Raw genomic sequence first — 18,783 nt, 5'->3', positions numbered from 1 at the left:
ACTATCGCTTCAAACTAAAATGACCTCGATATTCTTTTCCATTCGATCTTGTTGCAACAAACCAATAGTCTGTTGCCGGAAGTTCGTGTCCATTGAAAGTTCCGTCCCAAGAGTTGTTCTGGGTTAATTCTTTTAGGAATTTACCGTATAGGTCAAATATTTTTATAATTAGCGTTGTCTCTAAGTCTGAAAATTTTATTTTCCAGCTGTCATTAAAGCCATCGCCATTTGGCGTAAAGAACTTTGAGTATGCTAATGAGGTATCATTATTTAGTATTAAATCACAATCTGCAGCTGCAGAAACTCGGGTGTTTATTAAAACTCGATTGCTTTCACAATCAGCTATAGTTTGTGAAGCGTAATAATTACCTCCATTTTTTAATACTGTGGTTTCAGGAATTTGTAATCCTGTTATCAGAGAATCGTACCATTTTATGTTTTGGCCGTTTATAATTATATTGTTTAAAGATGCATTTTCGGTAATGCAAAATGATTGCGGTGAAGTTGCTACTGGTTCTGATAGACTATTGATTACAACAATAGTAGATTTTGTATCGTCACATCCGCCAGGTCCTGTTATAGTGCATGTATATTGACCACCTTGCAATAGAGCTGCATTAAGAATGAATGGGTTTTGTTCAGTGGATAAAAAGCCATTTGGACCCGTCCAAGAATAGTTTGTTCCACCATTAGCAGAGAGTTGTATGGTTTTACCTTCACAAATTGGAGAATTACTACTTGCGGATAAACTTTGAGAACATAGCTTAAGCTTAACTACCCATAAATCCTGCAACCCACTTTTATTTTCACTTTTGTCTCCTGATTTATCAGATTGAGACCATCCCAATGTTACATATCCTCCATCTTTTGCTTGGACAATAGATTGAGGCTGGTCAAGATTATCACCCCCTATCGTTTTATCCCATTCAAACTTACCCGTTTGATCAAGCTTTACTAGCCAGTAATCACGATCACCAATTGAACTTTCTGTTTTGAATCCGGAAATTCCAGAGTAGGACATGACTCCAAGTATGAAACCTTTATCAGAGGTTAAACGAATATCTGCTAGATTGTCAGTGTCACTAGCACCAATATCTTTTTGCCATACTATTTGCCCTAGGCCGTTTATTTTTAAAAGCCAAACGTCATTTGAGTTATTTACTGTTGTTTCCGCCTTGTCTCCGGAAATATTTGAAAAAGAGTCTCCTCCTAAAATATAATTGCCATCGGAGGTAGCTATTATAGATTTTAAATAATCACCATTATTCCCTCCATAAGTTTTTTGCCATATGATTGAGCCTAGAGAATTAATTTTTATGATCCAGTAATCGCCTCCGCCTCTTGAACTATCAGTTTTATCCCCTGAAATACCTGAATGGGATGACCCAGCTAAGATGTAACCACCATCGGTAGTTTGTATAATTGATTGTACCCAATCAGAATTACTGCCGCCAAATGTTTTTTGCCACATTATATTCCCGGATATGTCTGTCTTTATAATCCACATGTCAAGCATACCTTGTGAGTTGTTGTTTTTTTCTCCTGATATATTTGAATCAGACGAGCCTCCCATTAAGTATCCTCCATCATTAGTTTCTATTATTGTAGTTAATCGGTCAACACCTGTTCCTCCATAAGTTTTATCCCAAAGAATATTTCTATCGGCGTCAAGTTTTACCACCCAATAATCATCCCGGCCTCTAGAATTTTGTGATTTCTCTCCTGATATATTCGAAGAACTGTATCCACCTAGTATATATCCACCATCTTTAGTTTCCTTTCCAGAAGTTAAATGATCAAAATTATTACCACCAATCGTTTTTTGCCATATTATATTACCTGAAATGTCACCAATTTTTACTAACCAATAATCTCCTTCACCTCTTGAATTCTCATTTTTATCATCAGAGATATTTGAATAGGAATAACCGCCCAAAATATAATTTCCATCTTTTGATAATTCTATAAAATCACTCCAGTCATTATTATTTCCTCCAATTGTATTTTCCCACTCTATAGATTGAGAGTAGGTCTTTATATTGAGAGCGAATATAATTATTAAAGCTAATATACCGAGTTTGTAGTTTTTAAACATAGATTTTTAAACGTGTTGAAAGAAAAATATTATTTTGAAGTGTAGATTGTAAATATAGATAAATATGTAGAAACCCAAATAGTTTTTTAGTATGACACACTTTTTTAAAATTAATACAACCACAATAAATTTGTCTTTTAATCTTTTGGTGGAAAGAACACAAATAACCCTTATTTTTGCACAAAACAATTTCCTTTTGAAAACAAAACTCTTTCTCATTACGCCTCCTTTTACCCAATTGAATACACCGTACCCAGCAACTGCCTATATAAAAGGGTTTCTGAATACTAAAAACATTGATTCTGTTCAGGCGGATTTAGGGATTGAAGTAATTTTGAAATTGTTTTCTAAAGTAGGATTATCAGATTTATTTAAAATTGCAACTATAGACAATGCTATTTCAGATAATTCCAAACGAATTTTTGCCTTGCAAGAGGAATATATCAAAACGATTGATGCGGTAATCCGTTTTCTACAAGGGAAAAATCCAACTTTAGCACTCCAAATCTGTCAAGAAGATTATCTGCCCGAAGCTTCTCGTTTTGCGCAACTGGAAGAACTCGATTGGGCTTTCGGTACGATGGGAACGCAGGACAAAGGCAAGCATTTGGCGACCTTATATCTTGAAGATATATCCGATTTTATTGTGGAATGCGTGGATGATAATTTTGGCTTCAGCCGTTATGCAGAGCGTTTAGGGCGAAGTGCTAATTCTTTTGACGAATTGTACGAAGCTTTACGGCAAGAACCAACTTATATCGACCAACTTTTATTATCCATTTTAAAAGAGAGAATTGAAGCGATTCAGCCTACTTTATTCTTGATTTCTGTTCCCTTTCCGGGGAATTTATACAGTGCTTTTAGATCAGCGCAATGGATCAAAAACCATCATCCTGAAATTAAAATTACCATGGGAGGCGGCTTCCCTAACACCGAATTACGTTCCCTTTCGGACGAACGTGTTTTTGAGTTTTTCGATTTTATTACTTTAGACGATGGCGAAGTACCTGTTGAGGAATTGATCAATAATATCGAAAACCCAGCTCACAACTCTTTCAAAAGAACATTTCTTCTAGAAGACGGGAAAGTTATTTATAAAAATAATTCCCTAAAATCAGATTACAAGCAAGCGCAAGTAGGTACGCCAGATTATTCTGATTTGCCTTTGGATAAATACATTTCGGTTATCGAAATCGTAAATCCCATGCACCGCATGTGGAGCGACGGACGCTGGAATAAACTCACCATGGCGCACGGATGCTATTGGGGGAAATGTACTTTTTGCGATATTTCATTGGATTACATCAAAATTTACGAACCAGTTGCGGCTAGTTTGCTTTGCGATCGCATGGAGCAAATGATGGAGCAAACTGGTGAAAATGGATTTCATTATGTGGATGAAGCAGCACCTCCAGCATTGATGCGGGCATTAGCACTCGAAATACTTCGAAGAAAATTATCAGTGACTTGGTGGACTAATATTCGATTCGAAAAAAGTTTTTCCAGAGATTTGTGCTTATTACTAAAAGCTTCCGGCTGTATCGCGGTATCTGGTGGTCTCGAAGTAGCCTCCGATCGTTTGTTGAAATTGATAGACAAGGGAGTAACGGTGGAGCAAGTAGCCAAAGTGACCCGCAATTTTACCGAAGCAGGGATTATGGTGCATTCTTATTTGATGTACGGCTATCCAACGCAAACGGTTCAAGAAACAGTAGACAGTCTGGAAATGGTGCGCCAATTATTTGAAGCAGGTGTTCTGCAGTCTGGATTTTGGCATCAGTTTGCTATGACGGCGCACAGTCCTGTTGGGATGTATCCAGAGAAATTTGGCGTTGTCAAAGAAACGGAAGTCATTGGGACTTTTGCCAATAATGATATTAACTATATTGACTCGACAGGAATCGACCATGACAAGTTTAGTTTTGGACTCAAAAAATCATTGTTCAATTTCATGCACGGAATCTGTTTCGACTATGAGTTGCAAGATTGGTTTGAATTTAAAATTCCGAAGACTAAAATCCCGGAAGACTACATTTTTAATGCTTTAGAAGTAGCGGAAGATTTTAAAATTAAATCCACAGCCAAAATTGTTTGGTTGGGAGGGAAGCCTTCTGTTGATCATTTTACCAAATCAAAAAAAGGGAATACTTGGGAAACACCCAAAAAAAAATATTCTTCCGATAAAATAAAAAAGGGTGTTCCTGAAGACCTTGGGCAAAAAACTATGCTGACTAAAGAAATGATGACACTGACTTTTCACGATAAAAAAGAAAGTTTTACCATTCAGACGAATAAGCAAGAAGGAGAATGGCTTGTGGAAATGTTGTTGAAAATTACTGTTTCAAACGCTAAAACCTATTCATTTCAGGAAGTTAAAGCTGATTTTGAAACTAAGCTAGAGGACTTTGAATTGTTTTGGTACTCAAAACCAATTAACACTTTAAGGGAGTTTGGGTTGTTGGTTCTTTAGTAGCTATACTAACTTTTTTCATAAAAGAGTTTTTTATATAATTCTAAAGATTAAAGGAATGAGTTAAATTTATATTTTTTAAATATAGTTGCGCAACTATATCATTTTAGCATAAATCTCTCTTTTTATCTTACGAAAACGTTTTCTTTTACCTATTTTTACGACCATAAAAATTGCATTAATGAGTGATAGCTATAAAGTAAAAGTAAATGATTCTTTTCAATTTGATTTTGATAAGGAACAAATTTCGCGGCTTGACGCTGTAAATATGGATGCTAAAACATTCCATGTATTACAAGAAAGCAAGCCCTACAAAGCGGAGATTATCTCGGCTGATTTCAATCATAAAACCTATACCGTCAAAGTAAATAACAATAGTTATACTGTTGCTATTTCTAATGATTTAGATCAGCTTATCCATGAATTGGGATTTGAGGTAGGATTGACTAAACAGGTCAATGCAATCAAAGCACCTATGCCGGGATTGATCTTGGAAATTAGTGTGGTAGTAGGACAAACGGTAAAAGAAAATGACAGTCTGTTAATTCTAGAAGCTATGAAAATGGAAAACAGTTTTCTTTCTCCACGCGACGGAATTATCAAATCGATATCGGTAGGATTGGGAGATGCTGTGGATAAAGGGCAGTTATTAATTGAATTTGAATAAGCGTATGAAAAAGATATTAGTTGCCAATAGGGGAGAAATTGCCATTAGAGTAATGAAGACCGCCCAGAAAATGGGTATTAAAACAGTGGCTGTTTATTCAACAGTCGATAGAAATGCACCACATGTCAAATTTGCTGATGAAGCCGTTTGGATTGGGGAATCACCTTCAAACCAGTCTTATTTATTAGGAGATAAAATTATTGAAGTGGCCAAATCATTGGGCGTGGACGCTATTCATCCAGGATACGGTTTCTTGAGTGAAAATGCTGATTTTGCTGAAAAAGCAGAAAAAAACAATATCATTTTTATTGGGCCAAAATCGAAAGCCATACATATAATGGGAAGTAAGTTGGCTGCGAAAGAAGCAGTTAAAGCTTATAATATTCCAATGGTTCCTGGTTTAGACGAAGCGATTACCGATATTGAAAAAGCAAAAGGAGTTGCCCGAGAAATAGGTTTCCCTATTTTGATTAAAGCTTCTGCTGGTGGTGGTGGAAAAGGAATGCGCGTTGTCGAGAATGAGGAAGAGTTTGAATCCCAAATGAAAAGAGCGATCAGCGAGGCTATAAATGCTTTTGGTGATGGTTCTGTTTTTATAGAAAAATACGTTGCTTCTCCTCGTCATATTGAAATACAAATCATGGCCGATAGTCATGGGAATATTTTATATTTATTCGAAAGAGAATGTAGTATTCAGCGTCGCCATCAAAAAGTAGTCGAAGAAGCTCCTTCTTCAGTTTTAACACCTGAATTGCGCAAAGAAATGGGTGAAGCTGCCGTTATGGTGGCTAAATCTTGCGATTATTTAGGAGCAGGAACTGTGGAGTTTTTATTGGATGAAAACAATAATTTCTACTTCCTTGAAATGAATACGCGTTTGCAAGTGGAGCATCCAGTAACCGAGTTGATTACAGGTACTGATTTAGTTGAAATGCAAATAAAAGTGGCTCGTGGAGAGGCTTTAACGATTAAGCAGGAAGACTTAGTGATTAAAGGTCACGCATTAGAATTGCGTGTATATGCCGAAGATCCTATGAATGATTTTCTTCCAAGTGTTGGCCATTTAGAGGTGTACCAATTGCCTGTTGGCGAAGGAATTCGCGTTGATAACGGTTTTGAACAAGGAATGGATATTCCCATCTATTATGACCCGATGCTGGCTAAGTTGATTACGTATGGCGAAACACGTGAAGAGGCTATCCAACTTATGATCAAAGCAATTGATGGATATTTGGTCGAAGGAGTACAAACTACTTTGCCTTTCGGGAAATTTGTATGTGAACATGAAGCTTTCCGTTCGGGGAATTTTGACACTCATTTCGTGAAAAAATATTATAGTGCAGACTTGTTGAAAAACCAATTGGCACAAGAAGCGGAAATTGCCGCTATGATCGCTTTGAAACAATATTTTGAAGATCAAAAAATAGTACGATTACCAAATCAATAAATTTATGGAGTCTAAAATAAAAGAATTAAACGATAAAATTGCTCAAGCCCATTTGGGTGGAGGTAAAAACAGAATTGCAAAACAACACCAAAAGAAGAAACTAACAGCCAGAGAGCGTGTTAATTATTTGATGGATGAAGGTTCTTTTGAAGAAATTGGAATATTGGTAACACACCGTACCACTGATTTTGGGATGGAGAAAGAAAAATATTATGGAGACGGTGTAATTACCGGGTACGGAACCGTCAACGGAAGATTAGTCTATGTTTTTGCTCAGGATTTCACTGTTTTTGGTGGCGCGTTGTCTGAAACACATGCCGAAAAAATCTGTAAAGTGATGGATATGGCAGTCAAAATGGGAGCGCCTATGATCGGATTAAACGATTCAGGTGGTGCTCGTATTCAAGAAGGGGTTCGTTCTTTAGGTGGCTATGCCGATATTTTTTATAGAAACGTACAGGCAAGTGGAGTGATTCCGCAAATATCTGCTATCATGGGACCCTGCGCCGGTGGAGCGGTATATTCTCCCGCTATGACTGATTTTACCATGATGGTAGAAGATACTAGTTATATGTTTGTGACTGGGCCTAACGTAGTTAAAACGGTTACTAACGAAACCGTAACTTCTGAGGAACTGGGAGGAGCAAGTACGCATTCTACTAAGTCTGGTGTGGCACATTGTACTTCTGCAAATGATGTAGAATGTCTGGAAGATCTAAAAAAATTGTTGAGCTATTTACCGCAAAGTAATAAAGAGACGACTGCAAAGTTGCCTTATGAGCTAAACGATGAGGTACGCGAACAATTGGCAACGATTATTCCTGATAATCCGAACAAGCCGTATGACATGCATAACGTTATTGCTGGGATTATTGACGAAGATTCTTTCTTCGAAGTTCATAAAAATTATGCCGAGAATATTATTGTAGGCTTTGCCAGATTAGGCGGAAGAAGTATTGGTATTGTGGCCAATCAGCCGTTGTATTTAGCCGGAGTTTTGGATGTAAACAGTTCGATTAAAGCAGCACGATTTACCCGTTTTTGTGATTGTTTTAATATTCCTTTGTTAGTCTTGGTAGATGTACCAGGTTTCTTACCGGGAACAGATCAAGAGTGGCATGGAATTATTGTCCATGGAGCCAAATTACTTTATGCGTTAAGCGAAGCGACCGTGCCAAGAATTACGGTTATTACGCGTAAAGCTTATGGTGGTGCTTATGATGTTATGAACTCGAAACACATTGGTGCCGACATGAATTATGCTTGGCCAACCGCCGAAATTGCGGTAATGGGAGCAAAAGGAGCTTCAGAAATTATCTTTAAAAAAGAAATTAACGAAGCAGCAGATCCTGCAGCTAAATTATTAGAAAAAGAAGCAGAATATGCAAAGCTGTTCGCCAATCCATATACTGCAGCGCAAAGAGGCTTTGTGGATGAGGTTATTTTACCCCAAGATACACGCAGAAAATTGATTAAAGCATACAGTATGCTTGAAAATAAAGTTAGTGTTACTCCCAATAGAAAACACGGAAATATTCCGTTGTAGTTTTTTTAAATATATATCATAAAAGCGATTGTTGAATAGAGGAAATTCTATTTAACAATCGCTTTTTTACTCGTAAGAATATAGCATGAGTGCTGTCTTAAACACGAAAAAACCTAATGCAACCAGCTTTTTTAGACTATGTTATGTCTTTTATAAAATCATCATATTCTGAATAGAAAAGCTCTAAAGCAGCCATTTTCTCGTTATAAAAAGAATATATTTCGTCCCAGTAGTTTCTATTACTAACACTTACTCCTAGTTTTTCAACCCAAATACGACTAATTGTTTTTCCGTTTTCAAGAACATAATCTCTTTCGAATACTAAATCGGCAATGAATTCTTCCGCTAATATGCTTTTTAAAGCTTCTAGTTTTTCAAAATAAGCAATTCGGGTATCATTATTTCGATGCTCAATATCAATTATAACTTGGGCTTTTTTATTATCTACATAAAATTTAAAAGAGAAGTCTTTAATTTTGGTGTCATATAATACCCATTTTCTTGGAAATTTTTCTGCGAATGTGACCCAGAACTCTCTCTTTAATTTTTGAGTTTCTTCTTTGCTATACATTTTGATTGTTTGATTATTAGAAAATTTGCGCACTTTAATTTTCTAGAGTATATTTACTTTAATATGCAAAAATAGACTTTGATTATGGATTTTCAACATTTTTTAGAATATGTTCCTCATTTCGCTCAAGCGAAACTCCCGGCAATGGAGGCGCATCTTAAAATGGCTCCATTTGAAAGAATGGAAAGCTTAAAAAATGCATTTAGTGAAAATAAAGTCCCAAGGATGGCGGCGGTTATGATGTTGTTTTACCCAAAGAATGGAATGACACATTTGGTTTTAATTGTTCGGAATTCTTATGAAGGCGTTCATTCGGGACAAATAGCATTCCCCGGCGGGAAATGGGAAACAGAAGATAAAGATTATTCTGAGACAGCGTTGCGGGAAACACATGAGGAGGTGGGAATACGGCCTAATCAGATGGAGATTATTAAGTTATTTACGCCTACCTACATTCCTCCAAGTAACTTTATGGTCTATCCTTTTTTTGGAATCTGTAAAGAAGAAGCTTGTTTTGTGCTTGATCCAACTGAAGTTTCTAGTATCATTGAATTGCCATTATCGGTCTTCCTGAGCGACAAAATAATTATTGAGGCAAAGCTAACGACTTCCTATGCCAAAAACATTAATGTTCCTGCCTTTGAGATCGAAGGACATGTGGTTTGGGGAGCTACGGCAATGATGCTTAGTGAGTTAAAAGATGTATTGAAATCAGTTTTGTATTCACAAAAATAAAATGATATACGGCGTGCAATCAAGGTTGTTATTTCAGTTCGTCATATATTGATAACATTAGAGTACAAAAATAAATTTCGTAAGTTTGTAAAGTAAATTTAGAAGATAAACATACAATTATATGGGGTTATTTAAGAGAAATCCTTTTGGTCACATCCTTTTCGTGAAGAGATGGTTGATTCGAATTTTCGGGGGGATTACCCATAGACGATATAGAGGTTTCAACGAATTACAGATTGAAGGTTCAGAGATTATTAGAAATTTACCAGACACTAACGTGCTGTTCATTTCGAATCATCAAACTTACTTTGCTGATGTAGTAGCCATGTTTCATGTATTTAACGCTAGTTTAAAAGGGAGAGAGAACAATATAAAAGATGTATTGTATTTGTGGAATCCTAAGTTAAATATTTATTATGTGGCAGCCAAAGAAACGATGCAAGCGGGTTTACTACCAAGGATAATGGCTTATGCAGGTGCAATTAGCGTAGAACGAACCTGGCGTGCAAAAGGCAAGGATGTTAGCGATAAAAAAGATGTAAATCCTAATGATACCGAAAATATTAAAATTGCACTTAAAGATGGTTGGGTGATTACATTTCCGCAAGGAACAACTAAATCATTCAAGCCAGTTCGTAAAGGGACGGCGCATATAATTAAAGAACACCGTCCTATAGTAGTTCCTATTGTTATCGATGGTTTCCGCCGTTCCTTTGACAAAAAAGGGTTGCGCATGAAAAAGAAAGGAATTCTGCAATCGTTCATCATCAAAGAACCGCTTAAAATTGACTATGACAATGATTCTATTGATGAAATCGTAGAGAAAGTAGAATTTGCAATCGAGCAACACTGTTCTTTTCTAAAGGTAATTCCAGTCGAAGAAATCGAAGAGCAGGAGAAATTAAATAAATTCAGAAAATGGGAATATTGAGAGCTTAATAAATACCTTTTTTTATAAAAATACAAACCCAGCAATTACTTAAAATTGCTGGGTTTTTTATTTGAAAAAAATAAGTACCACTACTACAAGTCTATTTTCTTCAGTTCTTTATAATTGGCGTGTAATCTTCGCAGTAAAATACCATACAACAGTCTATAAAACAGCCAAAACAATCCAAACAGCACGATGGTAACTAAGGCTAATATTCCAACAGTGATTGCCATTATTTTTGGGTCACTTTCTATTTTTTCTCTTAAAACAATGGTTTCGGGATTGTAAAATAAGGCGATTATAAATCCTATAATTAAACCAAAAACAATCATTCCTAGATTGTACCAAACATAATATTGCACCGTTTTACGAGTTTTTAAAATGTCTTTCATCAATTGTTTTGTCGACGCTATTGTTGAAATACGGATGTAATTTTTATAAAATAAATAGATAAAAATCACGATTACCCCGTAACTTAAATAGGAGAATATCTTTATGTAGGAAACGAATTCCTTACTATTGATTTTATCAAGATAATCATCGGTATTGGTAATTAAGCTTAAACAAGTCCACAACAAAACCTCTAATATACTGATGATTAAAATCCACTTCACAATGGATGATGATTTTTTGTGAATCATCTTATAAATTTCTTTTTCTGATATCTGCTCAAAAGAATCTTTGTTCTTTTGCCAGTCTTTTTTTAATAAATCCAGCTCTTTCATATTCTTTAAGGATTTAGTATTTTTTTTAGTTTTCCTTTTATTCTATTCATTTTCACCCTGGCATTCACCTCGCTAATTCCTAATGTTTCTGCTATCTCGCGGTAGTCCTTATCTTCTAGATACATAAAAACCAACGCTTTCTCAATGTCGTTTAATTGATAAACAGCCTTGTACATCAGCTTAATTTGCTCCTCCTCTTCATAGTTATATTCGACGTCCTTAATAAAATGTTGTCTGCCTTCGTACTCAACGGTAGATAATGATCGTTTGTTTTTTCGGTACAACGTGATTGCTGTGTTCAGCGCTACGCGATAGGCCCATGTAGAAAATTTACTATCGCCTCTAAATTTTGGAAAAGCCTTCCATAATTGAATCGTAACTTCTTGAAATAAGTCTTTATGAGAATCTTCGCAATCAGTATATAACCGACAAATTTTGTGGATTATATTCTGATTCTCCTTCAATTGTGTAACAAAAGAATGTTCTAGATTTTCACTCATAATTCATTAGTGTACTGCATTTCTATTTTGTTACAAAGTAATTCATTTTTTAGGAGCAAAAAGCCTTATTTTAACATTTTCGCCTCGTCCCGCTGTACATTACAATCTCCCTAAAAACGGGAGGATTTCCATTTCCATCGGGGCTATTTCCAACGAATATTTTTCAAAAGCACATTTTCAATTGTTGTAAATTTCAACAACAAACCCTAAACTTTGTATATTTGATTTTTAAAAATAGAAATAAAAAATAATTATGAATATCCCTAATTCAACTTTACCTAGAATCGTAATTATTGGTGGTGGTTTTGCAGGAATAGCATTAGCCAAAGAACTAAAGAATCAAAAAGTACAAGTCGTTCTTTTAGATAAACACAATTACCATACTTTTCAACCACTATTGTATCAGGTGGCTACGGGTGGTCTTGAAGCAGGTTCTATTGCGTATCCAATTCGTAAAGTAATTCAGGAATATGATGATTGTTATTTCCGACTAACAAATGTGCAAGAAATAGATACTAAGAATAAAAAAATAATTGCCGAAATTGGAGAATTAAGCTATGATTATCTGGTTATGGCTACAGGATCAAAAACCAATTATTTTGGTAATAAAGACATTAAACGCTACAGTATGGCGATGAAAACCATACCGCAATCATTAAATATCCGAAGTCTTATTCTGGAGAACTTTGAGCAAGCAGTCTTAACGACTGATGTTATTGAACAGAATAGTTTAATCAATTTTGTACTAGTAGGAGGTGGGCCTACAGGAGTAGAACTGGCTGGCGCTCTTGCCGAAATGAAAAAAGCGATTCTACAAAAAGATTATCCCGATTTAGACATTGCAAAAATGGAAATTAACCTGATTCAAAGCGGGGATCGAATTCTTAACACCATGACCGAAAAGTCATCAAGAGCCGCCGAAAAATTCCTAGTTGATCTTGGCGTTAAGATTTGGAAAAATGTTCGTGTGACTAATTATGATGGTCGTACCATAACCACTAATTCTGATTTGACTTTTGATACTGCCACTTTAATCTGGACTGCCGGTGTTCAAGGAGCAGTAGTAGCGGGTCTCGATGCTAATTCTTTGGTGGAAAAAGTGGAGCGCATCCGTGTGAATGAGTTTAACCAGGTAAAAGGCTATGATGACATCTTTGCTGTAGGCGATATTGCTTCTATGGAAACAGAGGAGTTCCCACAAGGACATCCCATGATGGCCCAGCCTGCGTTACAGCAAGGAAAGCTGCTTGGGGAGAACCTGATCAAATTGATAGCTAAAAAACAAATGAAACCTTTTGAATATAATGATAAGGGATCGATGGCGACTATTGGGCGTAATAAAGCCGTAGTAGATTTACCTAATTACCATTTCAGTGGTGTTTTCGCTTGGTTTGTATGGATGTTTGTACATTTATTCTCCCTAATTGGATTTAAAAATAAAGCCGTAGTGTTCTTAAACTGGGTTTATAACTATATTCGTTTTGACCGGGAAGGCCGTTTGATTATCAGACCGTATAAAAAGAAAAGTTTTACTGCTTTTACCAGTGATGAGGTTTAGAAATAATTCCTGAATATTTGATAATCAATACCGTTTATAATTGATTGTCTTTATAATAATTCACCATCAAATTCACGAACTTACTGTAACTCTCTATGCCGTCTTTTTGTTGATTCAATTTCAGGAATTGATCATAAAATAAGTAGAAACCGGTTTCAATAGGTGTTTTATATTTTTTTCTAAAATTGATGCTTTCCTGATAGTTTTTTAATATTCCGGGGTGAACCGTTTTTAGTAATTGGTCAAATGATTCGGGGTTGTTATATTCTAAAATTCCTAAACAATACCGCAAGGCATAACTGTAGCCTGAATATTTAACATACAAATTATCGTTTTTTACAGAAGCGAGGAAACCAATAAAATTGCATTCGGTTTCGTTGGCAAATCCCATTTGGTGTGCCATTTCATGATTGGTAGTCATGGGAAAACTATACATCGGGCCTAAATAGTTCACATTCGCCTCGTTAGTAAACGGATTTAGATATCCTCCAAATCCCATATAAGTTAAGGGCACACTAAACAATGATTTTTTATTGCTTAAATTTTGAAAACGAAAGTTTTGGTGTTGCCTGGATAAGTTATTGTAACCATTTAAATTCATTGTAAAAACCTGTTCTTGTGAATAAGGAAAAACTACTTTTAAGCTATCTGATTTTGTAAGTTGGATTTGGATCTGGTTGGTTTTTGTAATCAGCTTTTTAGTAAAGCCCAACAAATCAGCATCGGTGTATTCTCGTTTAATTTCCATTTTTTCAAATAATGGCTGGCGATAATAGTTCAGTGCCCACAGAATATGAAACAAAAAATAAAAAACGGAGAAAGCACTAAGCAGCTGCAAGCTATTGTCTTTCCAGTTTTGTTTCCAGGATTTTCTTTTGTCCCAGAACCATTTCAAAACAAAGAAAATTAAAAGGATATAAAGACAATCTCCTACTGAAAAAGGCATGTTGCCTAATGCTGTTCTTGAAAATTGAGAGATGGAAAGATAGAGTCCATTACTGTAATAACGCTCCACACTTTCAGGAAAAAACGGAATAAGCTGCAGCAGAATTATTTGGATAATAAGGAAAAGAGGAAGTAAGTATTTTGATTTCACGAAGCAGAAATTTATTTGCGTGGCTGTTTTTTTTGTGAATGGTAAATATAGTAACTTTTTGTTTCGCAGTAAGACGTTAAGTTTTTTGTTTCGCAGAGAATCGCAAAGTAAACACAGAGCGGCACAAAGTTTTTTTACTATATAAGTTATATAAGTTTTATTTCGCGGCCATTCTTAGAGAGAGGTCAGCCATTCATAAAGTTTTTCCACACAGCTTGTCATTTTTCAGAATTTCGCGCATACAGTCCAAATATAGCAGCGCATCTACGTTTTGGGTGTAAAAAAACGACAAAAAAACTCCATAAAATGAGTTATTGCGAGCTTCGATAGCTATCGGAACGCAGCAATCTTATGATCTAAATCAGTTTGTGTTTTAATTTATAATATTCTATAATAATTTCTATAAAATTTTTCATTTCTACATAGGATAAATCATACTATCTAAATCCGATTATTGTTTGGGAAAGGATTTATAATTCACTGTATTGTGGTCGATAAGTACACTAAATCCTAGTTTATCATTAAACTGCGATTACAACTTATAATTCTCTTTTGTTATTGTTTTTTAGATTTCTAAAAAGGCAAAACATTAATTCATTTTAAAAGAAATATGATCAGAATTTTAACCCCGTTACTGACCAATAGTACGCCTTACCAATAAAAATACCACAGTTGTGGCAACTACCATCGCCCGAACTGCGGCAGACTCAAAGGCAAACAATGGATCGAGAACCGCACCAACGAGCTTTTGCGTCGGTTCGAAATGCATATTTTGCCCAAAAGTTTTACTAAAATAAGGCAGTACGGTTTTTTGCAAAACCACTGCAAGCGAGCTCGATTACAGAAAATCAGACAATGCATGAAACTCTCGCCGATGCCGAAAATCGTAAAAATTCCAGTAGCGATACGCATACTCGAAAAATATGGCAATAATATTTTTAAATGTCCGTGTTGCACTCAAGGTCGTTTGCAAATTGTAAATACGGTGCGGTATTTTAAAACTAAAACACAAGATGTAAATGAGATTCAGAGAATTGTAAATACAAAAAATAAGGCTTCGCCTTGTGCATAGGAGTTGCAAAAACAGCGAGTGACCCCAAGATATTTTAGAAATGATACTCCTCCATTTATGGGTAGGGAGAAGCGGTGTTCTAAAAGCACAAAAAAGCTTCAATTATTGCTTTTTGGTTGTCCAATAAACTGGTCAAAAGAAATCCAAAAGCTACTAAACCTCCAATCGATAAACTCAAAAAAAGGAGGCACTCAGTCAACACAAACTAAGCAAAAAAAGCCCCGAAAGTTATCAAATTCGGGGCTTTTTTCGCCTAGTTTGCTAGATGTTAACTGTAGTTTTATTCTTGAATTCGATTTCTCAAGTCCATTCTTGAGTGCAAAATTCTTGTGACTTCAATTTTAGTTTCGCTTAATTTTCTATAAAATATTATATGTTGGCCAGATTTACAACCAAAAATATCTGGACTAATTTCATTATAATTCTTTCCAAAATTTTGGTTTTCAGCTATGTCTTGACAATTTTCAAGAAGTCCTTCGTAATATTTATCAGCTTGACTTTCTGACCAAACTTCATACGTATAATCCCAAATCTTCGTTAAGTCTTCTACAGCCTTATTTGTAAAAACATATTTAGCCATTTCTTTTTTTGACTTTTAAAGATTCAAGATGTTTTTTTGGATCAAAATTTTTAGCTATTCCACTTTCAATTCCTTCGTTTATTGCATTTTTTAAAGCAATAATTTTATTTTCCTCTTCTTCCAACAATCTTAAACCAGCGCGAATGACTTCACTTGTATTTTTGAATCTGCCTTCTGAAATCCTGTTATCAACAAAATTTTCAAAATAATTTCCTAAAGAAACCGATGTATTTCGTCCCATGACTTTAATATTTTTGTAAAGTTACCAAAATTTGGTAATATAAAAAAAATAATGTTCTCTTTTTTCGGTGTCTTGTCCTATCCTACGTTGACCTTTTTTTGTTAAAAATTAGGCTTAAAACTATAAATTGGGTTACCAATTTTTGGTTAGGTTTTTTAAGTTTTTTCATCAAAAAAAATGAAGATTAAAAGAAGTGGCATTTTGAAAATGCCATCTTCATTTTCTTTGACTATAATTTTGGCACTATTCGAGTTGCTCCTCAGCATTGCTCGTTTCCATCCTCACATAGAGTTATAATAGTACTAAATTGGCGATTAAACGGCAACTTTTTTTACTTTTTTATAGGATTTATTTTTTTGTTTATTATATTGTAAATGAACGTATTGTAGTGTTTTTAGATCGAGACTCCAATGAGTCCTTTCATTGTTGTAAATTTCTATAGCTTCTTTGGTTATAGCTTTAGCTATTTGAATTTATTTAAGGGTTCTTTTTAATCCAAATTCATATTTTAAGATTCTGTTAATTCGCTCTGCAATTGCATTTTCGTACGGGTCATATTTTTGGGTTGTACTTAATATAAAGCCTTTTCCTTCAGCAAATTCGCTATGATCTGTACAACAATATTGTATGCCTCTGTCGCTATGATGAATGATATTCTTATGGCTGAAAACACAATTTTTATGAGTCATTTTAAGGTTGTTTTTTACCATTTCTACTCTCATATTATCTTCTAATGCCCAGCCCATTACTTTTCTAGAATATATATCTGTAACCAAAGCTAAATAGGCATGTCCTGCATCGGTTTTTATATAGGTTATATCGGCAACAAAAACTTGTTCAGCGTGTGTTACTGGTAGATTGTATAGTAGGTTAGGTGATTTGTAATAGAAATGTTTAGAGTCAGTTGTAATATGAAAGCGTTTGGGCCTCTTTATGAATAACCCTCTCCATCTAAGCAAATCAAATAGGGCATCTCTTCCCATTTTAATGTTGTTTTGAACAAGTTTTTCTTTTAAATGATCTAAGAGTTTTCTGGTTCCTGTTCCAGGCATTCTTTCGCGTATTTCTAATACTAAATCAATTACGGTATTGTTTCTAATTTCTTTAATTTTATCGGTAGCAATTCGTTGATAATACCCTTGTTTGCTTAGCCCGAGTGATTCGTAAATCCATTTTAGTTTAAAAGCTTTTTCTTCTTTCTCTGAATTTCGTCGGCTAACCATTCGGGCAAGTATTTTTTTGAAAGTTCTTCCCCCGTAACAGATTCAAATTCAATGATTAGCTCTTGTTGAAAAGCTTTAACTCCTTCTAAATCTTTTATTTTGCTTTTTAGTTTACGAATTTCATCGTCTTTACTAATGCCTTTGTTGGTTTGTTCGTAATTGGTTAGTTTTTTCATCCAGTATTCGATTGTGCTTTTAGAAATATCGTATTTTTTAGAAGCGTAATTTAAAGAAATTTGTCCATTGTTGATTTGTTGAATTACAAAAAGTTTGTATTCAAAACTTACTTGTTTGCCGTTTCTTCTTCGGACGGGCTGATTTTCGGGTGTTTCCATTGGTTACTAAAGGTGTTTAAATTTTAGTCAGCCTATTTCAGGATTTGTCAGTGTTAAAATATATTACAACGGTTCCTGGCTTAGCTTGGTGGGGAACTTTTAAGCAGATTATTTTTGGCTGTACGAATATATGAAATTAAATGGTAATTCCACTAAATTCCCCATCATGCTAAACCAGTGTTGTAGGCTGGTTGTTTTTAGTCAAAATTGTAATACAACAGCAAATTTTGGCGATTCGTTTTTCCGCTTCAACTTTCGTATTTTGGTTTTTAGATTCCAACTTTTAAGGTTCTGCTTTTCCGTTTCAACCTTTTCGGACTAGGTATCTTTATCAATTAAAGCGAACTGAAAATTTCGGAAATTTAGAACATTTTTCGTAAACAATTCCTAAGTTACCTAAATATTCGGCAATGACGCTTACTGTGTTTTGGCTGTCGTTGGTGACTTAGTAAATAGTTTTTCTAAATAAAAAAAAAGAGCGATGAATGAAAGACAAGAAATTATGTGAAATGGTAAATTGTCAATTAAATTGCTAAAACCTAACACCAAATAAACAACAATACTACAAAAAAGGCTACCAAAGAAGCCCAAAAATATAAATAGAATCCGTTTGATTTTAGCCATAACAACGAAAAATAATGAACCTAAAAGCAATATTGATTCAAATGTATAAAATAGTCCGCCATCTTTCCCTGAGTGAAAATCAAGATCTGTAGATATTTTCCAATCCAAATAAGTTACTATACTTGCAATAAATACAATTAATATGATGAATTTTATTTTTCTAGTCATTAGTTCGTTAGTTGAACAATTATCGCCTACTTTAAAGTTTTTACTATTCCGTTCCAATTTCGGCAATATATTTTTTTTAGATTCCAATTTTTTTTCTGCGCATTGGCGGATTCAAGGACCTATCGCAACAAGTCCATTTATTAATAGTTATTCAAAGTTAATTTTTTTGAGGAATATTGTCATCAAATTCAGAATAACT

Annotated in this window: 17 protein-coding genes and 1 pseudogene; 8 read left to right on the top strand and 10 right to left on the bottom strand. The window is 34.8% G+C overall.

Translation table 11 applies throughout. The annotated features are described in order from the left end of the window. Window position 1: 1 nt before the first annotated feature. Window positions 2-2,095, bottom strand: a complete 2,094-nt coding sequence (locus BMW63_RS12830; RefSeq protein WP_074723882.1) for a T9SS type B sorting domain-containing protein — start codon at window positions 2,093-2,095, stop codon at window positions 2-4. A gap of 196 nt (window positions 2,096-2,291) precedes the next feature. On the opposite strand from BMW63_RS12830, the gene BMW63_RS12825 reads away from it, so the two are divergent. From BMW63_RS12825 to BMW63_RS12810, 4 genes are all read left to right on the top strand, one after another. Beyond that, the gene (locus BMW63_RS12825; RefSeq protein WP_074723969.1) at window positions 2,292-4,565 is read left to right on the top strand and encodes a B12-binding domain-containing radical SAM protein; all 2,274 of its coding nucleotides are present in this window, start codon (window positions 2,292-2,294) and stop codon (window positions 4,563-4,565) included. A gap of 181 nt (window positions 4,566-4,746) precedes the next feature. Next, window positions 4,747-5,232, top strand: a complete 486-nt coding sequence (locus BMW63_RS12820) for an acyl-CoA carboxylase biotin carboxyl carrier protein subunit (RefSeq protein WP_074723881.1) — start codon at window positions 4,747-4,749, stop codon at window positions 5,230-5,232. Window positions 5,233-5,236: 4 nt separating this feature from the next. Beyond that, window positions 5,237-6,679, top strand: coding sequence for an acetyl-CoA carboxylase biotin carboxylase subunit (gene accC / locus BMW63_RS12815; protein ID WP_074723880.1), 1,443 nt, complete (start codon window positions 5,237-5,239; stop codon window positions 6,677-6,679). 4 nt (window positions 6,680-6,683) lie between these two features. Further along, entirely contained in the window at window positions 6,684-8,225 is a 1,542-nt protein-coding gene (locus BMW63_RS12810) for an acyl-CoA carboxylase subunit beta (protein WP_074723879.1), read from the top strand. A 136-nt stretch (window positions 8,226-8,361) separates the two neighbouring features. Here the strand turns inward: BMW63_RS12810 and BMW63_RS12805 are convergent, their stop codons facing one another. After that, entirely contained in the window at window positions 8,362-8,796 is a 435-nt protein-coding gene (locus tag BMW63_RS12805) for a DUF4268 domain-containing protein (protein WP_074723968.1), read from the bottom strand. A gap of 84 nt (window positions 8,797-8,880) precedes the next feature. Here BMW63_RS12805 and BMW63_RS12800 point away from each other — a divergent pair, with 84 nt between their 5' ends. Together BMW63_RS12800 and BMW63_RS12795 are read left to right on the top strand one after the other, a co-directional pair. Further along, a complete protein-coding gene (locus BMW63_RS12800; RefSeq protein WP_074723878.1) occupies window positions 8,881-9,531 on the top strand; it encodes an NUDIX hydrolase in 651 nt (216 codons plus the stop codon). Window positions 9,532-9,652: 121 nt separating this feature from the next. After that, on the top strand, window positions 9,653-10,462 hold the full coding sequence (locus BMW63_RS12795) for a lysophospholipid acyltransferase family protein (RefSeq protein ID WP_074723877.1): 810 nt from the start codon (window positions 9,653-9,655) through the stop codon (window positions 10,460-10,462). 92 nt (window positions 10,463-10,554) lie between these two features. Here the strand turns inward: BMW63_RS12795 and BMW63_RS12790 are convergent, their stop codons facing one another. Further along, the gene (locus tag BMW63_RS12790; RefSeq protein ID WP_074723876.1) at window positions 10,555-11,187 is read right to left on the bottom strand and encodes a hypothetical protein; all 633 of its coding nucleotides are present in this window, start codon (window positions 11,185-11,187) and stop codon (window positions 10,555-10,557) included. A gap of 5 nt (window positions 11,188-11,192) precedes the next feature. Continuing rightward, a complete protein-coding gene (locus BMW63_RS12785) occupies window positions 11,193-11,687 on the bottom strand; it encodes an RNA polymerase sigma factor (RefSeq protein WP_074723875.1) in 495 nt (164 codons plus the stop codon). Window positions 11,688-11,940: 253 nt separating this feature from the next. On the opposite strand from BMW63_RS12785, the gene BMW63_RS12780 reads away from it, so the two are divergent. Beyond that, entirely contained in the window at window positions 11,941-13,245 is a 1,305-nt protein-coding gene (locus tag BMW63_RS12780) for an NAD(P)/FAD-dependent oxidoreductase (protein WP_139174242.1), read from the top strand. A 34-nt stretch (window positions 13,246-13,279) separates the two neighbouring features. Here the strand turns inward: BMW63_RS12780 and BMW63_RS12775 are convergent, their stop codons facing one another. Further along, window positions 13,280-14,341, bottom strand: coding sequence for a DUF3810 domain-containing protein (locus BMW63_RS12775; RefSeq protein ID WP_074723873.1), 1,062 nt, complete (start codon window positions 14,339-14,341; stop codon window positions 13,280-13,282). Window positions 14,342-15,080: 739 nt separating this feature from the next. Here BMW63_RS12775 and BMW63_RS18695 point away from each other — a divergent pair. Next, a pseudogene (locus BMW63_RS18695) lies at window positions 15,081-15,413 on the top strand (transposase); the annotation flags it as partial. Between the two features lie 280 nt (window positions 15,414-15,693). Here BMW63_RS18695 and BMW63_RS12765 read toward each other — a convergent pair. The 5 genes from BMW63_RS12765 to BMW63_RS12745 all read right to left on the bottom strand — a co-directional run bounded on the left by BMW63_RS12765 (window position 15,694) and on the right by BMW63_RS12745 (window position 18,671). Then, window positions 15,694-15,993, bottom strand: coding sequence for a type II toxin-antitoxin system RelE/ParE family toxin (locus BMW63_RS12765; RefSeq protein ID WP_074723869.1), 300 nt, complete (start codon window positions 15,991-15,993; stop codon window positions 15,694-15,696). Further along, window positions 15,986-16,234: a type II toxin-antitoxin system ParD family antitoxin gene (locus tag BMW63_RS12760; protein ID WP_074723868.1), complete on the bottom strand. Its 249-nt coding sequence runs from the start codon at window positions 16,232-16,234 to the stop codon at window positions 15,986-15,988. The genes BMW63_RS12765 and BMW63_RS12760 overlap by 8 nt, the downstream gene beginning before the upstream one ends. Before the next feature lie 473 nt (window positions 16,235-16,707). Beyond that, window positions 16,708-17,457 (bottom strand): IS3 family transposase, encoded by a 750-nt coding sequence (locus BMW63_RS12755; protein ID WP_083380492.1) that lies wholly within the window; start codon window positions 17,455-17,457, stop codon window positions 16,708-16,710. After that, window positions 17,409-17,792 carry a helix-turn-helix domain-containing protein gene (locus BMW63_RS12750; protein WP_074723866.1) on the bottom strand — a complete coding sequence of 128 codons (384 nt, stop codon included), beginning with the start codon at window positions 17,790-17,792 and terminating at the stop codon, window positions 17,409-17,411. Before BMW63_RS12750 ends, BMW63_RS12755 begins: the two co-directional genes overlap by 49 nt. Window positions 17,793-18,209: 417 nt before the next feature. Next, a complete protein-coding gene (locus BMW63_RS12745; protein ID WP_139174241.1) occupies window positions 18,210-18,671 on the bottom strand; it encodes a hypothetical protein in 462 nt (153 codons plus the stop codon). Window positions 18,672-18,783 lie beyond the last annotated feature (112 nt).

Source organism: Flavobacterium frigoris (assembly GCF_900111075.1).
GTDB lineage: Bacteria > Bacteroidota > Bacteroidia > Flavobacteriales > Flavobacteriaceae > Flavobacterium > Flavobacterium frigoris.
This window is presented reverse-complemented; position numbering and strand designations above follow the sequence as displayed.